Raw genomic sequence first — 18209 nt, 5'->3', positions numbered from 1 at the left:
CATGAAGTCATGCCAAACCTTCGCAGAAAACTGCCCAGCGCAAACGCGCTTTTCGTGTTCGAAGCGGCTGCGCGCTGCGGGAATTTCACGCGCGCCGCGCAAGAGCTTTATGTGAGTCAGCCTGCCGTGAGCCGCATGCTCGCGCGCATGGAAGACCATATCGGCGTGCGGCTTTTCGAGCGCGTGCGCGGCGGCATCGAACTCACGGAAAGCGGCGAGATTCTTTATCGCAAGATCTCGGAAGGCTTCAGCGGCATAGAGAGCGCGATCCGCGAGATCGAGGCGCGCGCAACGGGCGTCGAAACGGTCACGCTTTCCGTGTCCACCGGCTTCACCACGCACTGGCTCATGCCGCGCATGAGCCGTCTGAATCAGGCGTTTCCTTCCGTCGATCTGCGGTTTCAACTGATATCGGGGCGCATCGGCGGGCCGCTCGTCGATGTCGATCTCGGCATGCGTTTTGTTCACGATGAGGAAATCGACGAGAACGCCGTGCTCGTCATGCCCGAAATGCTGTTGCCACTCTGCAATCCGCGTTATCACGAACTCGCGCAAACGGATGCGGCACGCGCGCACGGCGATACGGTGATCGTCATGGATGACGAGGAGCGCGGCTGGCACGAGCGTTTTCATGCATTCGCTTCAAAGGCGCGCCATGCAGCGGGCATGTTGCGATTCAACGATTACGCGATCGTCGTGCAGGCGGCGCTGCTGGGCCAGGGCATCGCGCTCGGGTGGCTCAACGTGACATCGCACTGGCTTGCGCAAGGCGCGCTCGTGCCGACCGAAGAGGAGCTGATCGTCACGAGCCGGCGCTGTTGCCTGCTCACGCCGCCGAATCGGCCCGTCAGACCGATCGTCGCCGATGTGCGCGCGTGGATCATCCAGGAAGCGCTAAGCGACCTGCGCATCGTCGAAAGCCAGTACCCGCGGCTGGGTTTGCGCGACGCGCTTAAGCAGACCGGCATCACGCTCGGCTGAACGCGCTTTCTTGCGGGTGCGCGCAACGAATGCGCTCGGCGTCATGCCGCACATGCGCTTGAAATGCCGCGCGAGATGGCTCTGATCGAAGAAGCCCACTTCCGTTGCGACGACCGATCCCGGCACGCCCGCGAGCAACAAGGTCTGCGCGCGCCGCACGCGCAACTCACACAGATACTTGTAGGGCGACAGCCCGAATTGCTCGCGAAACACGGTCGCGAAACGCGATACGCTCAGCGCCGAAAGATCCGCGAGTTGCGCAAGACTGACGGTCTGATCGAAATTGGCTTCGATATAAGCGAGCGCGTCGACGAGATTGGCTTGGCTCATGGCTAAGTCTCGGAAGTGACCGATTCCGCGTGCGTCGACGATGCGCGCTGAAATCGTCTGATGGAAAACGAAGCGAGATCGATCGGCGTGCTGCCCGTATCGATCAGCTCGGCGAGCGTTTCACCGACGCCCGGGCCGATCTGAAAACCCGATCCGCTGAAGCCGAACGCATAGAAGAGGCCATCGGCTTTCGAGCTCGGTCCGATCACCGGTTCCGAATCCGGCAGATAACTTTCGACGCCGCTCCACACGCGAATCACATGCAGCGGCCGCATTGCCGGCACCATGCGGCGGAACTGCGCCATCTGCGCGACGGTGTTCTCGGGCAGAACAGACGCTCTGCGCGTGACGGCATCGGCCGGGCCGGGCGGACCGCCGCCCAGCACGATATTGCCGCGCGGAATCTGCCGGAAATACACGCTCTCTTCCTTGATGGACGTGTACACGCCCATCGAAAACTGGAACACGTAGGGCACGGGTTCGGTCACGGCCATTTGCGGCCCGCGCGCGGCGAGCGGCACCGGTTCGCCGAATTGCGTCGATAGCGCGTTGGCCCATGCGCCCGCGCAGATCAGCACTTGATCCGCGCGATACACATCGCCCGTCGCGGTTTGCACGCGAAAGCCGTCCGATTCTTTTTCGACGTGCATCACTTCCGTGTTCTCGACGATGCGCGCGCCGAGCCGCGCAGCGGCACGCCCGAACGCGGGCGCGGCGAGACGCGGGTTCGCATGACCATCGAGCGGCGAGATCGATGCTGCGAGCACGTCGCGGCCGAGGAAGGGAAAGCGTCGGAACATGGTCGCGCCTTCGAGCACTTCGAGATCGAGTCCGTAGTCACGCGCATCGGCGGCATAGCGATGAAAGTATTCCGCATCATGCGCGTGATAGCACACGCGCGTATGACCCGATGGCAGGAACTCGATATCCTCGCCGAGCAACTCGCGCGAACGCCGCCATGTGTCGAGCGCGCGATTCGACATCGCGAGTTGTTCAAGCGCGCGTCCTTGCCGACGCACGCCGCCGAAGTTCACGCCGCTTGCCTGCTGTCCGGTCAGGCCGCGTTCTAGCAGAATCACCGAACGCTTGCGGCGGCGCAGAAACAAGGTTGTCGACGTGCCGACGATGCCTCCGCCGATCACGATCACATCGGCACGCTCGCTCATGCGTTCGTCTCCATGTCCTGATGCGGCGCGAGCGCCATCGGCAAAGGTTTGACGGGCGCCTGTCCGCGCAGGCGTCCGACTGCTTCGAGCGGCACGCGCGCTTCAGCCGCGATCACTTCCGCGCCCGCATGCGCGCAGAAGCGGCCCTGGCAACGTCCCATGCCGACGCGCGAAAACGCCTTCGCGCGATTGGCTTCCTGCGCGCCCATTTCGTTCACGACGCGCCGCAGTTCGCCAGCGGTGATCGCTTCGCAGCGGCACACGATGGTCTCGTCCGGCAACGCGGCGGCCAGTCGCGCGGGCCATGGAAATGCCGTGCGCAAGCCTGCGGCGAAGCGCGTAAAGCGCGATAGTTGCATGCGCAACCTGCTCACTTCGTCTTCGTCGCGCGCCATGCCGATGTCTTTCAACGCGGCAAGCGCCGCAAGTCGACCCGCGCGTTCGGCCGCATCCGCGCCGCGCACGCGTGCGCCATCGCCTGCGAGATAGACGCCTTGCACGTTGCTGCGGCCGTCTTCATCCGCGACGGGCAGCCATTGCTGCAACGCCTCATCGAAGCGGAATTCGCAGCCCGCGAGATCGGCGAGCTGCGTCTCGGAGCGCAAGTGATAACCGAGCGCGACGGCATCGCATTCGACGTCCAGCAGCGCGCCGTCGGCGAGTTTGACGCGCACGCCCTGCACGCCACGCTCCGGCGTCCCTTGAATCTGAACCGGTGTGATGCCGCGATGAACCGGCACACGCGCATCCCTGAGCACGCGCATCAACGCGACGCCCTTCTTCAGCGTCGATGGAATCGCGAGCAATTGCGGCAACGCGCGCAGCCGTTGCGCGAACGTCGATGTATCGAGCACCGCGCTCACCGTCGCGCCCGCCTTCACATACTGCGCGGCGACGAGATAAAGCAACGGCCCCGTGCCCATCATCACGACGCGCGCGCCGATCGCGCAGCCCTGCGATTTCAGTGCGACCTGCGCGCCGCCGAGGCTGTACGCGCCCGCGTGATGCCAGCCGGGAACGGGCATCAGACGATCGGTCGCGCCGCTGCAAATGATGAGTGCATCGAATACGAGCTTGCGATGATGGGTTCCGCTCACCACATGCACTGCGTTCGGCTCGATGTTCCACACGAGCGTATCGGGCACGTAGTCGATCTTCGCGCGCAACGCATCGAAGCTTTCGTGCAAGGCGCGCGCGCGTTGCGCTTCCGTGCCGTACAAGGTCTCATACGTGCGCGTAAAACCCTCAGGCTGACGACGATAGATCTGCCCGCCGTCGCGCCTGCCTTCGTCGATCACCACGGGACGCAGGCCCGCTTCGACCAGCGCCTGCGCCGCGCGCACGCCCGCCGGCCCCGCACCGATCACGATCACAGTCGCGGCCATACGCCCTCCTGCGCTTGCGCGAGATGCGTGACGATCGACATGCCTTCGACAGCCTGTGTCGTGCAGGCGCGCACGCGTTCGCCGTTCGCCATCCACACCCAGCAGTCCTGGCACGCGCCCATCACGCAGAAGCCCGCGCGACGGCCATCGCCGAATTCGGAATCGCGCAGGGATTCCTGCGAAGTCAGCAACGCGACCATCAGCGTGTCGCCGGCGGCTGCGAGCGCGCGCTTGCCGTCGATGACGATCTCGAAGGTTCTGCGGCCCTGCTCCGCGACTCTCACAAAACGTCCGCTCATGCCGTCACCGTTTCCATCGACTGCATGCGCGAAAGATCGTCGGCGCTGTGATGGCACAGAATCTCCGCGCCGGATGGCAAGGTCTTCTTCGCAGGCGGCGTCACATTGCACTTGCCGTCGATGCGCGCCGCGCAACGCGAACGGAAGCTGCACAGCTCGGGCGCATCGCTTTCCGGACCGAGCACGGGCAACGCGCCGAGCGCCATCGCGCGGCGCGAATCGAGCCAGCCGGGACGCAAGGCGGGCACCGAATCGACCAGCAAGCCCGTGTACGGGTGATACGGCGGATGCGACAGCGCATCGCGCTGGCCCGTTTCGACGCACTGGCCCGCATAGAGCACGATGACTTCGTCGCAGATCGCGCGCACCGTCGATATATCGTGGCTGATGAACATGTATGACACGTTGAGTTCACGACGCAGTTCCGCGAGCAGATCGAGGATCGCCGCGCCCACGACCGTATCGAGCGCGGAGGTCACTTCATCGCAGAGAATCAGCTCAGGCTTTGCTGCGAGCGCGCGCGCGAGATTCACGCGCTGCTTCTGTCCGCCCGACAGACCGCCCGGCTGACGCTTTGCGATCGATGCCGGCAGCTTCACCAGATCGAGCAGTTCGAGCATGCGCTTTTGCGCGGGCGCACCGCGCAGGCCGTGATAGAAATTCATCGGCCGCGCGAGGATATCGGCGATGGTGCGGCTCGGGTTCAGCGCGGTATCGGCGTTCTGAAACACGATCTGCACGCGCCGATATTGCTCCAGCGTGCGCTCCGAAAGCTTCGCGGGCAGCGGCTTGCCGTCGAGCAGCACGTCGCCGCGCGCGCGATCCACGAGCCCCGCGATCACGCGCGCGAGCGTCGTCTTGCCCGAGCCCGACTCGCCGATCACGCCGAGCGTGCTGCCGCGCACGATCTTCAGGCTCACGTCGTCGAGCACGCGCACGGCAGGCATGCCGTTCGCATCGATGCGGCCATAGCCCGCGCTCAGGTTGCGGATTTCGAGCAGCGGGACATCGCGCGCTTCGTCCGGCATGGTGAGCTCGGCTTCGGGACGGCGCGTCGCCGCCAGCAACTGGCGCGTGTAGTCGTCGGCGGGGGCGTCGAGCACTTGCGCGGTGGTGCCGTTCTCGCGCACGCGTCCGCCGTTCAACACGACGATGCGATCCGCCATCTGCGCGACGACCGCCAGATCGTGCGATACGTACACGGCCGTCGTGCCCAGTTCGCGCACCACGCCCTTGAATGCGGCGAGCACTTCGATCTGCGTGGTCACGTCGAGCGCGGTGGTCGGCTCATCGAACACGACGACGGCGGGATCGGTGATCAACGCCATCGCCGCCATGAGGCGCTGCAACTGGCCGCCCGACACCTGATGCGGATAGCGATCGCCGATCGTCTCAGGATTCGGCAACGCGAGCGAGCGAAACAGGCCGATCGCCTTCTGACGCGCCGCGACGGGCGTCATCAGCTTGTGCAGCAGCGCGGGCTCGGTCACCTGATCCATGATCGTGCGCGCCGGATTGAAGCCCGCCGATGCGCTCTGCGCGACATACGCGACCGTGCGTGAACGCAATGCGCGGCGGCCCTTTGCATCGAGCGACAACACATCCGTATCGCCGATCTTCACCGAGCCGCCCGCGATCGCGCAGCCGCCGCGCGCATAGCCGAGCAGCGCCAGCGCGATGGTCGTCTTGCCCGAACCCGACTCGCCGATCAGCGCGAGCACTTCGCCCTTCTTCACCGTGAAGTCGACGCCCTTCACGATCTCGACGACCGGATCGGGCGCGACGCCGGCAATGACGCGCAAGCCCTTCACTTCGATCATGTTCGTGTTCATTGCCGGCCTCCATGCGAACGCGCGCCATGACGACGCAGGCTGTCGATGAGCAGATTCACGCCGACCGTCAGCGTCGCGATGGCGACTGCCGGCATCAGCACCGCAGGCGCACCTTCCGCGAGTCCGCCGATGTTCTCGCGCACGAGCGAGCCCCAGTCGGCGTTCGGCGGCTGCACGCCGAGGCCGAGAAAGCTCAGGCCCGAGAGCAGCAGCACGATGAACACGAAGCGCAGGCCGAAGTCCGCGAGCATCGGATGAATCATGTTGGGCAGCACTTCCACGCGCGCGATATAGAACAGCTTCTCGCCACGCGCCTTCGCGACCTGCACGTATTCGAGTGTCATGATGTTCACCGCGAGCGAGCGCGAGATGCGAAACGCGCCGGGAATGTATGCGAGCGCTGCGACCATCATCAGCATCGGAATGGACGAGCCGAACGCGGCGATCACGACGAGCGCGAGAATCTTGCTCGGGATCGAGATGAGCGCATCGAAGAGACGGCTCAGCACTTCATCGACCCAGCGCCCCGACACGGCGGCCACCAGACCGAAGAACGTGCCGATGACGCTCGCCGCGACCGTCGATGCGAGCGCGAGCCCGACCGTGTACTGCGTGCCGTAGAGAATGCGGCTCAGCATGTCGCGGCCGAGATAGTCGGTGCCGAGCAGATGCGCAGCGCTGAACGAGCCGAACACTTCCGTCGATGTGAACGCGCCGCCCTTGTACGGCGCGATGACCGGCCCGATGAACGCGACCGCGAGCCAGAACACGACGATGAAAAGACCGATCAGCCCCAGTACGGCGAAGCGATCGACGAGGCGCCTGAACACGCTGCGCTTGACCACGGGCGCCTCGTCCTGCGGCGCGTCGGCGGGAGGCTGCTCGTATAGCATGGTCGTGGCGTGAGAAGAGACGTTCCGGTTCATCGTTGACGCAGCCTCGGGTTGGAGACGATCTGAGCCAGATCGGCAATGAGCACGAGCGCGAGATACGCCGCGCAGAACACCATCACGCAGCCCTGCACGAGCGGCATGTCGCGGTTGGTGACGGCATCGACCATCAGGCTCGCGAGACCGGGATAGTTGAAGATGGACTCGACGATCACCACGCCGCCGAACAGATACGACAGCGAGAGCGCAACCGCATTCGCGATCGGTCCGATGGTGTTCGGCAGCACATGGCGCAATACGACGCGCATCGGCGACGCGCCCTTGAGCAGCGCCATCTCCACATACGACGCGTTCAACTGGTCGAGCACGGCCGCGCGCGTCATACGCGCCATCTGCGCGACGATCACGCAGCACAGCGTCATCACGGGCATCGCATAGGTACGCACGAGCCCGCCGAACGACGACACATCCGACAGATACGACAACGCGGGCAGCCAGCGCAGCTTCACCGCGAAGATCAGCACGGCGATGGTCGCGACGAGAAACTCGGGCACGGCGACAGTCGACAGCGTGAGCACGTTGAGCGCGCGATCGACGAGCGAGCCGCGATACATCGCCGATGCAATGCCGATGATGAGCGCAACCGGCACGGACACGAGCGCCGTCAGCCCCGCGAGCACGAGCGAATTCGGCAGACGCGTGGCGATCAGTTCGCTGACCGGCAGATTGTTCGACAGCGACGTGCCGAAGTTGCCCGTCACCACATGCACGAGCCACTGCACATAGCGCGTGACCGCCGGTTGATCGAGGCCGAACTGATGCCGCAGCGCCTCCACCTGTTCAGGTGTGGCGGCCTGGCCGAGCGCCTGCTGAGCCGCGTCACCCGGCAACAGGCCGGTGATGCCGAACACCACCATCGACACGATGAACAGCGTGAGCAGCGCGAGGCCGAGGCGCGCGGCGACGAGTCGTTGCGCATGAACTTTCATCGGATATCGCCTCTCTCGTTGAAGGGTTGACTTCGTGCGCCGCCGCTTTAACGGCGGCGCACGTCCGGCGTTACACCATGTTCATGCCTCGAGCCATACGTTTTCCGCGAACATCCAGCCCATCAGACCCGCGAGCGGAATGCCGCCGAGACCCTTGAGCTTCGTGGTGTGCGCGTCGAGCGAGCTCTGGAACATCGGAATGCCGATGCCGCCATCGGTGTGCACGAGTTCCTGCATGTCGCCGTAGATCTTCTTGCGCTTCGCATCGTCCGGTTCGCCACGCGCGGCGACCAGCATCTGGTCGAACTGCGCGCTCTTCCAGTTCGCTTCGTTCCACGGCGCGTCGGACTTGAAGAACTGCGTGAAGATCACGTCCGCGCTCGGGCGCGCGTTGATGTTGCCGAAGCCGAGCGGATGCTTCATCCAGTGATTCGACCAGTAGCCATCGGACGGCACGCGCGTCACTTGCAGATTGATGCCCGCCTGAGGCGCGACCTGCTGCATCAGCACGGCCATTTCGACCGAGCCTTCCGCCGCCGGCGATGCGTAGAGCTGAATCGGCGCGCTGCCGAGCTTCGCTTTCTGGAAGTGGAACTTCGCCTTGTCGGGATCGAAGCCGCGTTGCGGCAGGCCCGACATGTAGTACTTGTTGCTCGGATCGATCGGCTGATCGTTGCCGATCGCGCCATAGCCACGGAAGATCGTCTTGCGCATCTGTTCGCGGTCCATCAGGTACATCATGCCGCGGCGGAAGTCCGCATTGCCCGTGATGCCGCCGTCGTCGCGCATGATGAGGTCGGTGTACTGGCCGGTCTTCGTTTCCAGCACCGCGAAGCCTTGCGTGCCCTTGATGCGCTCGGTCGAGCGCGCGCTCACCGCGTTGATGAGCTGCACGTCGCCGGACATGAGCGCGTTCACGCGCGCGGGCTCGTCGGCGATGCCGATCAGTTCCACTTCGTCCAGATGCGGCATGCCCGGCTTCCAGTACTTCTCGTTGCGCACGCCCACGGTACGCACGCCCGGCGCGAACTCCTTCACTTTGAACGGGCCCGTGCCGACCGCCGTCTTGAAGTCAGTCGTGCCGTCCTTGATGATGAGGAAGTGCGAGTCGGCGAGAATCACCGGCAGGTCCGCATTCGCGCCAGTCAGCGTGATGGTCAGTTCGTTCGGGCCGGTCGCCTTGACTTCCTTGAACTGGTCGGCGAGCGTCTTCGCCTTCGAGCCGATCGCCGGGTCTTTATGGCGCATCAGCGAATAGATGACATCCTGCGGCGTGAGCGATTTGCCGTCATGGAACTGCACGCCGCTGCGCAGCTTCACGACCCACACGGTCGCGTCCTTCGTTTCGAGCGATTCGGCGAGCGCCATCTTCGCGCCGAGATGATTGTCGAGTTCGGTCAGGCCGCTGTAGAACATGAACGCGCGCGCGTAGTCGGTGCCGAGCGCGCCCTTCGCGGGATCGAGCGTATCGGCGGCGGACGACGACTGCGTCGCCACGCGGATGCGTCCGCCCTGCTTCGGCTTGCTCTGCGCATGAGCCGCGCCGCTTGCGGTGAGAAGCCCCGCGCCCGTCACCGACAGCAGCCCGCCCGCGGCCATCGCGCGCAGGACGCTGCGCCGCGACGCGCCACGGCGCGTCAGTTCTTCGAGCCGTTTGCCGGCATCGGCATGGGCAAGTGCTTCAGGCGATGTGTCGATGCTCATGAACTTCTCCGCGATAGGGGCTGTAAATGTTCGACGGCTTGTTTATGGAATATGGGCCGCCTGTCTTTGCTTCGATGCTTCGATGCTTCAATAGAACACGTCTTTGATCGAGTAATATGCGCCGACGAGCGGCAGAAACCACGGCTTGCCCGTATGACCCGGAATCGCGGGCCAGTCGAAATCGCGCCACGGGTTCGCTTCCGCGTTGCCGTTCATCACGTCGGCCATGACCTGGCCCATGTGCGTGGACATCTGCGTGCCGTGGCCGCTGTAGCCCATCGAGAAATAGATGCCGTCGTGCTGGCCCGCGCGCGGCAGGCGGTCGGCGGTGATATCGACGAGACCGCCCCAGCAATAGTCGATGCGCGCATTGGCGAGACTCGGGAAGATCGACGCGAGATTCGCCTGCAGGATGCGTCCGCTCTTAGCATCCGATGGACGCTCCGACGCGGTGAAACGCGCACGTCCGCCGAGCAGAATGCGCGCATCGGGCGTGACGCGAAAATAGTTGTGCATCAGGCGGCTCGTCGTGTACGAACGGCGGTTCGGCAGCAGTCGTTGCAGTTGATCGGCGGGCAGCGGTTCCGTCACGATGATGAACGAGCCGACCGGCGCGAGCCTGCGCCGATACCACGAGAACGGGCCGTGCTTCGACGGGCCCGTCGCGATCAAAACCTGCTTCGCGTACAACGTGCCGCGCTTCGAGTCGATTCGATACGCGCCGCCTTCCTTCGTTATTGCAGTGACTTCGGCATGTTCATAGAGTCGCGCACCTTGCCTCACTGCGGCGTGCGCGAGACCCGCGGCGAACTTGCCCATATGCATCTGGCCGCCATGACGCTGCAGCAAGCCGCCGTAAAAGGCGTCGGACTGCACTTCGTTGCGGACCTGCTCGCGATCGAGCAGATCGATGTCCGGATCGACTTCACGCCGGATGAGCTCGGCCGTCTTCGCGATGTGTTCGAGGTGATGCGGCTTCGCGGCGAGCTTGAGCTTGCCGGATGCGAGATAGTCGCAATCGATGTGCTCCTCGCGAATCAGACGCTCGACCGTGTCGACCGCCGCCGCATACGCGCGATAACAGCCTTGCGCGCGCTCCACGCCGAGTTGCGCGCGCAGCGCCGCATAGTCCTGCGCGACGCCCGTATTGCACTGCCCGCCGTTGCGTCCCGACGCGCCGCCACCCATGCGCCCGGCATCGAGCACCGCGACCGACGCGCCGCGTTTGCCCAATGCGAGCGCCGCCGACAAACCCGTGAACCCGCCGCCGATCACGGCGACATCGGCCTGGCCATCCGCCGGGCCTTCGCACGTCGGGATCATCGCGGGCGCGGTGTCGAGCCAGTAGGAGTCGAGTTTCATCGGCATTGCTCGCGTGAAGTGGCGTGTTTTACAGACCGAGTTGCGTGGCGAGATCGCCGATGGTGTCCACTTCGTAATACTCGTAGTACGGCGTGCCCGGCTCGTGGCCGCGCTTGACGAACGCCTTGTGCTTGATGCCCATGTCGTGCGCGGTCATCAGGTCGTAACGCAGGCTCGACGAAACATGCAGCACGTCTTCCGGATTGCAGTTCAACTGGTCGAACATGTACTCGAAGCCCTGCATGCGCGGCTTGTACGACTGCGCCTGCTGCGCCGTGAACACGCGATGGAACGGCGCGCCGAGCTTGTCGACGTTGCTTTGAATCTGATCGTTCGATGCGTTCGAGAGAATCACGAGCTTGTATTTCGTGGCAAGACGCGAGAGACCTTCCGGCACGTCCGGATGCGGGCCCCAGGTCGGCACGGCGAGGTAATACTTTTCGGCTTCCGCTTCGTTGAATTCGACGTTCATGCGTTCGCACGCGCGGCGCACCGAATTGACGATCACGTCGCGATACGGCTTCCACGCGCCGAGCACTTCGTCGCGGCGATAGCCCGCGAAGAACTTGACGAATTGCTCCAGGTCGTCGCCTTGCAGGCGGTCGGCGTACATCTCGCGAGCCATATCGGCCATGCGGAATTTCGTCAGCGTGCCGTAGCAGTCGAACGTGATGTACTTCGGCTCGAAATCGATCATGGTGTCAGTCCTGTCGTGTATTGAACCCGTCCGGAGTTCAGTGGTGAAAGCAAGCAACAGCGAAGTGTTGAGAGGATTTAAACAAGGCAAAAATGACTGATGGCGTTGAATGCGCGCCTCGCAACGACATAAGTCATGCGTTTTGGAGCATCGCCGCAGCAGATAATGCGGCGTTCTTTTCGCACGCTCGTACGTATCAACTTTCAGTGTCGATCAGCACGCTCTTGAAGCGCAGATTCGCTTCGTAAGCCTGCCGTCCGAGATCCTTGCCGATGCCCGAGCGCTTGTAGCCGCCCGTCGGAATCACGAAGTCGCTCGTGCGGCCATAACGGTTCACCCAGACCGTGCCGGCCTCGATGCCGCGCACCAGGCGCAACGCGCGGCCGATATCCGCCGTATGCACGCCCGCGGCGAGGCCATAGTCGGGATGCGCGGCGAGTTCGAGCGCTTCTTCTTCGGTATCGAAGGACTGCACGGTCAGCACCGGGCCGAAGATCTCGCTGCGCACGGCATCGCTGTCCTGCGTGACGTCGCACAGCAAGGTCGGCGCATAGAACGCGCCGGGCGTCGCCGCATCCGCGCGCTTGCCGCCGCAACGCAGGCTCGCACCGGTTGCGATGCTGCGTTGAACGATTGCGTCGATGCGCTGCGCCTGCGGCTCGGAGATGATCGGCGACAAGGTCGTGCCCGCAACCCACGTCGCGCCTGCCTTGAGTTCGCCGAAAGCCTGTGCGATGCGATCGGTCAGTTCATCCGCGATCGCGCGTTGCACCAGCAGCCGCGAACCCGCGACACACACCTGCCCCGCATTGCCCGTGATCGCGCCCGCGATGCGGCGTGCGACCTCATCGATGCGCGGCGCATCGGCGAACACGATCTGCGGACTCTTGCCGCCCAGTTCGAGCGTGACGGGCTTGGTGCCCGACTCCGCGCAGGCGGCCATGATCGCGGCGCCCGTGCGCGTCGATCCGGTGAACGTCACCTTGCCGATGCGCGGATGACGCACCAGCGCATCGCCGGTCGTGCGGCCATCGCCCTGAACGACGTTGAAGATGCCCGGCGGCACGCCCGCTTCCAGAGCAAGTTCAGCAAGACGCAGCGCGGAAAACGGCGTCATCTCCGATGGTTTCAGCACGACCGCGTTGCCCGCCGCGAGCGCGGGCGCGGTCTTCCATATGCCCATCACGAGTGGAAAATTCCACGGTGCGATCGCGCCGATCACGCCGTACGGCTCGGCGATCGTCATGCCGAGATGCCGATGATCGGTCGCCGCGACATCGCCGCCGATCTTGTCGGCGAACTCCGCATAAAAGCGGATGCTCTCGGCGGTGAACGGCACGTCCCAGTTGTACGCATCGCGCACGGGACGCGTCGAGCCGAGCGCTTCGAGCGGCGCGAGATTGGCTGCATCGGCGGCGACGAGATCGGCGAACGTGCGGAGCACGCGGGCACGCTCGCGCGGTGCGCGGCGCGCCCAGTCGCTCTGCCTGAACGCGCTGTATGCGTTCTGCACGGCGTAGTCGATCATCGCTTCATCGGCGACGGGCACCGATGCATACACGACGCCATCCGACGGCCGCGCGACCTCGATGCGCGACGCGCCCGCATCGATCAATTCGCCGCCGATGAAATGCCCGCTCCTGATGACGAGGCTGGCAGGATCGAACCGGTCCATATGCGTAAGTCCTCCGGGACGTTGCGTTGACATGGCTTCATCGTAGGCCCGGCGCACCGGCATATGTCGCTGACAAAATTGCCGATTCAGCACGGCGCGCGCGTTCTCGCTGCGATAACCTGCGGTTTTGCGTTGCACCACGCGCGCACGCCCTTGAACCGTGCGGGACAGGAAGATCGTCCTAGCCAGCGGCGCTGCGCGATGTCAAAGTCACGGTAAATGTCTTCAAAGTGAGGAGGCCGGCGTGCCCGACTCGAGCAATAACGATGTGGTCGAATACCGGGCTTTCACGCTCGACGACATCCCCGCGGCGCACGCGCTGTCGGCGTCCGTCAAGTGGCGGCATCGCGCGGACGACTGGCGCCTCGCGGCACGTCTGGGCAGCGGGTTCGCCGCCGTCGATCAGCACGGCCAGCTCGTCGGCACCGCGCTCGCATTTCAGTTCGGCGCGCAGGCCGCGACGCTCGGCATGTTCATCGTGTCGCCGGAGCATCAGCGGCGCGGCATCGGTCGCGGCTTGCTCGACCGGCTGATCGCACAGCTCGGCTCGCGCTTGCTGCTGATTCACGCATCCGGCGAAGGCAAGCCCTTGTGCGAGGCGCGCGGCTTCACGCGCATCGATACGATTCATCAGCATCAGGGCGCGGCGTTTCAGCCGCCGCTCGTGTCGCTGCCGCCGGGCGAGCGGCTGCGTCCGATCGGCGCCAAGGACACGCCGCGTCTCGCCGGGCTGGCATCGCGCGCGAGCGGACTGGATCGCACCGCGCTGATGCCTGCACTGCTCGATGTCGCGAGCGGCATCGCGCTCGATCGCGATGGCGAGCTGATCGGCTTCGCGCTGTTCCGGCGTTTCGGCGACGGTCACGTGATCGGTCCGGTGATCGCGCCCGAATCGCCCGATCAGAGCCGCGCCAAGGCGTTGATCAGCTACTGGCTCGCGCTCAACGCGGGGATGTTCGTGCGTGTCGATACGCCGCTGCGATACGGGCTGTCTTCGTGGCTCGAAGGCCTCGGGCTGCCGCTCGTCGATACCATCGAGCAGATGGCGCTGAACGGCGCGCCATCCGCCGATGCAACGCTCACACAGTTCGCGCTGACGAGCCAGGCGCTGTGGTGAGCGCTTGTGCGTGGACATCGGCGGGGCCGGTCTTCACGCCTTGTCGAGCCACGCAAACTCCGCGAAACGATAGCCCATCACGCGTCCCGACGGCGTGCCCTTCAGGCCGCGCAGCGTCGAACTCTGCGCGTCGATGAAGTTGATGAACGCGGGAATCACGAGACTGTTCTTCTCGTAGACGATCGTCTGCATGTCGCCGTACATCTGCTTGCGCTTCGCTTCGTCGCGCTCGCGGCGCGCCTGTATCAGCAGTTGATCGAACTGCTCGTTCTTCCAGCCCGACTCGTTCCAGTTTGCATTCGAGCGGAAGAACTGCGTGTACAGCAGATCGAGCGTCGGGCGCGGCAGGATCGAGCCGTAGGTCATCGGGTACTTCATCCAGTAGGTCGTCCAGTAGCCATCGGCGGGCACGCGGCGCACGTTGATGTCGATGCCCGCCTGCTTCGCGGCCTGCTGGATCATCATGGCGGAATCCAGCGCGGTCTCCACCGACGGCGGCGCGACGATCTCCGCGCGCGCGCCGGGCGTGCCGGCCTTCTTGAAGTGGAACTGCGCCTTGTCCGGATCGAACGCGCGTTGCGGCAAGCCCTTCATGAAGTACGGATGCCACTCCGGCACCGGATGATCGTTCGCGAGCGTGCCGTGGCCGCGCAGCATCACGCTCACGATGCGCTGCCGGTCATGCAGATACTTGATGCCCTCGTTGAAGTCCGCGCTCTTCGTGGGCAGCATGTCCTGCCGCAATGCGAGGTCCGAATAGAGTTGCGACGGGCTTTCGAGCACCGTCACCTTGCCCGTCTGCTTGACACGATCGACATCGCGCGCGGGCAGCGGCGAGATGAGGTGCACGTCGCCCGCGAGCAGCGCATTGGTGCGCGCCGCATCATCGCCGATGCCGATGATCTCCACTTCGTCCAGATAAGGACGTCCCGACTTCCAGAAGTTCGCATTGCGCGCGCCGATGCAGCGCTGCGCCGGCGTGAATTCCTTGCATGTGAACGGGCCCGTGCCGTTGCCTTTCGAGAAGTCCGTCGTGTTCGCGGCGACGATCACGAGATGTGGAATCGCAAGCAGCGCGGGCAGATCGACGTTCGGTTCCGTCAACGTGATCTCGACCTTGAGCGGCCCGGCCGCCTTGACCGAGCTGAAGCCATCCGCGATCGACTTCGCCTTCGATGCCGTCGCCGGGTCCTTGTGGCGCATCAGCGAGAACACGACGTCATCGGACGTGAACGGCTTGCCGTCGTGGAAATGCACGTTGGGCCGAAGCGTGATGGTCCACTTCAGGAAGTCGTCCGTTTCGAGCTTCTCCGCGAGCGCGTTCTGCGTCTTGAAGTCGGCGTCGAGTTCGGTGAGGCCGCTGTAGAACATGTACGCACGCGAATAGTCGCCGGTGTGCGTGCCCTTCGCGGGATCGAGCGAATCCATCAGCGACTGGTTCGCCAGCGCCACGCGAATGCGCCCGCCGCGTTGCGGCGTGGGCTCGTTCGCCGCGAACGCAAGTGACGAAGCGCCCGGCAGGATGAGGGTCGCCGCGCCCGCGGCGGCAAGCGTCTTCATCGCCTTGCGGCGGCCTGGATCGGCGACTACGAATTCCTTCGGCAATGTCATGGTCAGCCTCGCTCGGTCATGTCGTTATGGCGGATGGTATTGAACGGGCCTTCATAGCGCGAGGCAAAGCCTGTAGGCGTCATAGATGGCCGTGTGGATGTCGCGCGACGCGCTCGCATCGCCGATGCGGTACAGATGGAATTGCCCTGCTTCGCCGTCCTGCGCGGCAGGCTGCGGCTTGCCGGTCGCGAACGCTTCGAGATCGGTATAGCCGTCGTTGACGGAATACATGCGCGCCGCCTCGAAGAGATCCTCGACCGCGAGCATGCCGCGCTCGACGACCACATGATCCGCTTCCATCTCGATGCGCTCATTCGTCAGATGATGATGGAACACCGCGCGGCGTTTGCCGCCCGCCGACGCACTCACTTCGATCAGTTCGATGTTCGCGCGCACGGGCACGTCCCAGCGCGCGATGTTGCGCATCCACACCTGATCGTCGCCGCGTCCGCCGGTTTCCTGCGCGGGCATGCTGTCGATGAGCGCGAGCGATACGTTGAGCCCCGCATCGACATAACGTTCCGCGCACAGATACGCGTTGTGCCGGCCAGTGCCGTCGTACACCAGTACGCTGCCTTCGCGCGGCGGCGTTTCCGTGAGCGCATCGAAGACGGATTTGCACAGCTCGCCGCCCGGCAGCGCATCGAGATTCGGCAGCCCGCCCGTCGCGATGATGACGACATCCGCGCCATGATCGAGCACGTCGCTCAGTTCGGCGTAGTGGTTGTAGCGCACATCGACGCCGAGCTTGTCGAGTTGCGACACGCGCCAGTCGACGATGCCGATGAGATCGCGCCGCCAGCTTCCCGTCGCCGCCAGCAGCATCTGTCCGCCCGCCGTCGAGTTCGCTTCGAGCACGGTGACGTCGTGCCCACGCGTCGCGCAGATACGCGCGGCTTCGAGACCCGCCGGTCCCGCGCCGACGATCAGCACGCGCTTCTTCTGCGCGGCTTCGGGTATGTCGTGCGTGAGGTACGTCTCGCGCGAGGTCGCCGGGTTATGAATGCACGTCGCGCGGAAGTTGCGGCAGAACGATGCGCCCACGCACGGCCGCGCCTCGTCCTCCCGGCCCGCTTCGACGAGCTTCACGAGATGCGGCTCCGCGATATGCGCGCGCGTCATGCCGACCATGTCGAGCAGGCCTTCGCGGATCGCATAGCGCGCGGTGGCGAGATCGGCGATCTTCGCCGCATGGAACACGGGCAGATCGACCGCGCGCTTGAACGCGGCGGCTTTCGGCAGCCACGGCGCGGACGGCACGAACATGCCGGGCATCGAATTGACCGCGAGCGACATCTTCGTGTCCATGCGGCCGAACGCGACATTGAAGAAATCGAAGAGACCGGTGCCCTGCAGAATGCGCGACATCTCCAGCCCTTCCTCGAAGCTGCAGCCGTCTTCGAGCGCGAAGCGAAAACCCACGATGAAATCGTCGCCCACCTGCTTGCGAATCTCCTCGTGGACCTCGATCGCGAAGCGCACGCGATTGGCCGTCGAGCCGCCGTATTTATCGGTGCGCAGGTTCACGGTCGGGTCCATGAACTGGCCGATGAGATGGCCGCCCGCATGCGTTTCGATGCCGTCGAGCCCGCCGTCGCGGCAGCGCTTCGCCGCGAGGCCGAAGTCGCGAATCACGCGTTTGATGTCCGCGTCGTGGATCGCCTGCGGCATGGCGCGGTGCAGCGTTTCGCGCACAGCCGATGGCGCGATCATCGGCAGCCAGGGTTCGGTGTAGGCATCGCCGCGCCGCCCGAGATGCGTGATCTGGCACATCAGCGCCGCGCCGTGCGTATGAATGCGATCGGCAAAGCGCCGCAGATGCGGCAGCACCGCATCGGTCCCGACGTTGATCTGCTGGAACGTGTTCGGACTGTCGAGGCTCACGTTGGACGAGCCGCCGAACATCGTCAGCGCGATACCCCCTTTTGCCTTTTCCTCGTGATACCGTTGATAGACCTCCTGCGGGAATTCGTCGCGCGTGAGACGGCTTGCGTGACTCGTGCTCATCACGCGGTTCCTGAACTGCAGATGCTTGAGCGTGAAGGGTTGAAGCAAGGGGTCCGACGAAGCAGTAGTCATGGCCTGCCAGATGAAGTGGGCGTCGGACTCAAGGTAAGGAGGTCAATATGCGCCGTCAAATTACAAATCGATGCATGCCCCATAACATGGTG

Annotated in this window: 15 protein-coding genes; 2 read left to right on the top strand and 13 right to left on the bottom strand. The window is 64.6% G+C overall.

The window, feature by feature from the left end:
* The first annotated feature begins 9 nt into the window (after window positions 1–9).
* Window positions 10–981: a LysR family transcriptional regulator gene (locus tag BTHE68_RS28270; RefSeq protein ID WP_162069599.1), complete on the top strand. Its 972-nt coding sequence runs from the start codon at window positions 10–12 to the stop codon at window positions 979–981.
* Here BTHE68_RS28270 and BTHE68_RS28265 read toward each other — a convergent pair.
* From BTHE68_RS28265 to BTHE68_RS28215, 11 genes are all read right to left on the bottom strand, one after another.
* Complete coding sequence (locus tag BTHE68_RS28265; protein WP_162069598.1) at window positions 895–1311, bottom strand: helix-turn-helix domain-containing protein; 417 nt, start codon at window positions 1309–1311, stop codon at window positions 895–897. The two genes, BTHE68_RS28270 and BTHE68_RS28265, sit on opposite strands and share 87 nt — an antisense overlap.
* A 2-nt stretch (window positions 1312–1313) precedes the next feature.
* Window positions 1314–2477, bottom strand: a complete 1164-nt coding sequence (locus tag BTHE68_RS28260) for an NAD(P)/FAD-dependent oxidoreductase (RefSeq protein WP_162069597.1) — start codon at window positions 2475–2477, stop codon at window positions 1314–1316.
* A complete protein-coding gene (locus BTHE68_RS28255) occupies window positions 2474–3862 on the bottom strand; it encodes an FAD/NAD(P)-dependent oxidoreductase (protein WP_162069596.1) in 1389 nt (462 codons plus the stop codon). The genes BTHE68_RS28260 and BTHE68_RS28255 overlap by 4 nt, the downstream gene beginning before the upstream one ends.
* Window positions 3847–4161 carry a (2Fe-2S)-binding protein gene (locus tag BTHE68_RS28250; protein WP_162069595.1) on the bottom strand — a complete coding sequence of 105 codons (315 nt, stop codon included), beginning with the start codon at window positions 4159–4161 and terminating at the stop codon, window positions 3847–3849. The genes BTHE68_RS28255 and BTHE68_RS28250 overlap by 16 nt, the downstream gene beginning before the upstream one ends.
* A complete protein-coding gene (locus BTHE68_RS28245) occupies window positions 4158–5993 on the bottom strand; it encodes an ABC transporter ATP-binding protein (RefSeq protein ID WP_162069594.1) in 1836 nt (611 codons plus the stop codon). Before BTHE68_RS28245 ends, BTHE68_RS28250 begins: the two co-directional genes overlap by 4 nt.
* A complete protein-coding gene (locus BTHE68_RS28240) occupies window positions 5990–6919 on the bottom strand; it encodes an ABC transporter permease (RefSeq protein ID WP_162069593.1) in 930 nt (309 codons plus the stop codon). The genes BTHE68_RS28245 and BTHE68_RS28240 overlap by 4 nt, the downstream gene beginning before the upstream one ends.
* Window positions 6916–7872: an ABC transporter permease gene (locus tag BTHE68_RS28235; RefSeq protein ID WP_162069592.1), complete on the bottom strand. Its 957-nt coding sequence runs from the start codon at window positions 7870–7872 to the stop codon at window positions 6916–6918. The genes BTHE68_RS28240 and BTHE68_RS28235 overlap by 4 nt, the downstream gene beginning before the upstream one ends.
* An 81-nt stretch (window positions 7873–7953) precedes the next feature.
* Window positions 7954–9576, bottom strand: coding sequence for an ABC transporter substrate-binding protein (locus BTHE68_RS28230; RefSeq protein ID WP_162069591.1), 1623 nt, complete (start codon window positions 9574–9576; stop codon window positions 7954–7956).
* Between the two features lie 87 nt (window positions 9577–9663).
* Complete coding sequence (locus BTHE68_RS28225) at window positions 9664–10938, bottom strand: NAD(P)/FAD-dependent oxidoreductase (RefSeq protein WP_162069590.1); 1275 nt, start codon at window positions 10936–10938, stop codon at window positions 9664–9666.
* Between the two features lie 28 nt (window positions 10939–10966).
* Entirely contained in the window at window positions 10967–11635 is a 669-nt protein-coding gene (locus BTHE68_RS28220; RefSeq protein ID WP_062258951.1) for a haloacid dehalogenase type II, read from the bottom strand.
* A 196-nt stretch (window positions 11636–11831) separates the two neighbouring features.
* Complete coding sequence (locus tag BTHE68_RS28215) at window positions 11832–13310, bottom strand: aldehyde dehydrogenase family protein (RefSeq protein WP_162069728.1); 1479 nt, start codon at window positions 13308–13310, stop codon at window positions 11832–11834.
* Window positions 13311–13554: 244 nt separating this feature from the next.
* Between BTHE68_RS28215 and BTHE68_RS28210 the strand changes: the two genes are divergently transcribed.
* The gene (locus BTHE68_RS28210; RefSeq protein WP_162069589.1) at window positions 13555–14427 is read left to right on the top strand and encodes a GNAT family N-acetyltransferase; all 873 of its coding nucleotides are present in this window, start codon (window positions 13555–13557) and stop codon (window positions 14425–14427) included.
* A 33-nt stretch (window positions 14428–14460) separates the two neighbouring features.
* Here the strand turns inward: BTHE68_RS28210 and BTHE68_RS28205 are convergent, their stop codons facing one another.
* Window positions 14461–16038, bottom strand: coding sequence for an ABC transporter substrate-binding protein (locus BTHE68_RS28205; RefSeq protein WP_162069588.1), 1578 nt, complete (start codon window positions 16036–16038; stop codon window positions 14461–14463).
* A 51-nt stretch (window positions 16039–16089) separates the two neighbouring features.
* Window positions 16090–18117: an oxidoreductase gene (locus BTHE68_RS28200; protein ID WP_162069587.1), complete on the bottom strand. Its 2028-nt coding sequence runs from the start codon at window positions 18115–18117 to the stop codon at window positions 16090–16092.
* Window positions 18118–18209 lie beyond the last annotated feature (92 nt).

This window comes from Burkholderia sp. THE68 (assembly GCF_009938265.1).
Classification (GTDB): Bacteria; Pseudomonadota; Gammaproteobacteria; order Burkholderiales; family Burkholderiaceae; genus Caballeronia.
The sequence above is the reverse complement of the archived record's forward strand: the minus strand, read 5'-3'. Positions and strand labels throughout refer to the sequence as shown.

Bases quoted from the DNA above. Each gene is read 5' to 3' on its own strand.
- BTHE68_RS28270 (WP_162069599.1), top strand. From the start codon at position 10: ATGCCAAACCTTCGCAGAAAACTGCCCAGCGCAAACGCGCTTTTCGTG.
- BTHE68_RS28265 (WP_162069598.1), bottom strand. From the start codon at position 1,311: ATGAGCCAAGCCAATCTCGTCGACGCGCTCGCTTATATCGAAGCCAAT.
- BTHE68_RS28260 (WP_162069597.1), bottom strand. From the start codon at position 2,477: ATGAGCGAGCGTGCCGATGTGATCGTGATCGGCGGAGGCATCGTCGGC.
- BTHE68_RS28255 (WP_162069596.1), bottom strand. From the start codon at position 3,862: ATGGCCGCGACTGTGATCGTGATCGGTGCGGGGCCGGCGGGCGTGCGC.
- BTHE68_RS28250 (WP_162069595.1), bottom strand. From the start codon at position 4,161: ATGAGCGGACGTTTTGTGAGAGTCGCGGAGCAGGGCCGCAGAACCTTC.
- BTHE68_RS28245 (WP_162069594.1), bottom strand. From the start codon at position 5,993: ATGAACACGAACATGATCGAAGTGAAGGGCTTGCGCGTCATTGCCGGC.
- BTHE68_RS28240 (WP_162069593.1), bottom strand. From the start codon at position 6,919: ATGAACCGGAACGTCTCTTCTCACGCCACGACCATGCTATACGAGCAG.
- BTHE68_RS28235 (WP_162069592.1), bottom strand. From the start codon at position 7,872: ATGAAAGTTCATGCGCAACGACTCGTCGCCGCGCGCCTCGGCCTCGCG.
- BTHE68_RS28230 (WP_162069591.1), bottom strand. From the start codon at position 9,576: ATGAGCATCGACACATCGCCTGAAGCACTTGCCCATGCCGATGCCGGC.
- BTHE68_RS28225 (WP_162069590.1), bottom strand. From the start codon at position 10,938: ATGAAACTCGACTCCTACTGGCTCGACACCGCGCCCGCGATGATCCCG.
- BTHE68_RS28220 (WP_062258951.1), bottom strand. From the start codon at position 11,635: ATGATCGATTTCGAGCCGAAGTACATCACGTTCGACTGCTACGGCACG.
- BTHE68_RS28215 (WP_162069728.1), bottom strand. From the start codon at position 13,310: ATGGACCGGTTCGATCCTGCCAGCCTCGTCATCAGGAGCGGGCATTTC.
- BTHE68_RS28205 (WP_162069588.1), bottom strand. From the start codon at position 16,038: ATGACATTGCCGAAGGAATTCGTAGTCGCCGATCCAGGCCGCCGCAAG.
- BTHE68_RS28200 (WP_162069587.1), bottom strand. From the start codon at position 18,117: ATGACTACTGCTTCGTCGGACCCCTTGCTTCAACCCTTCACGCTCAAG.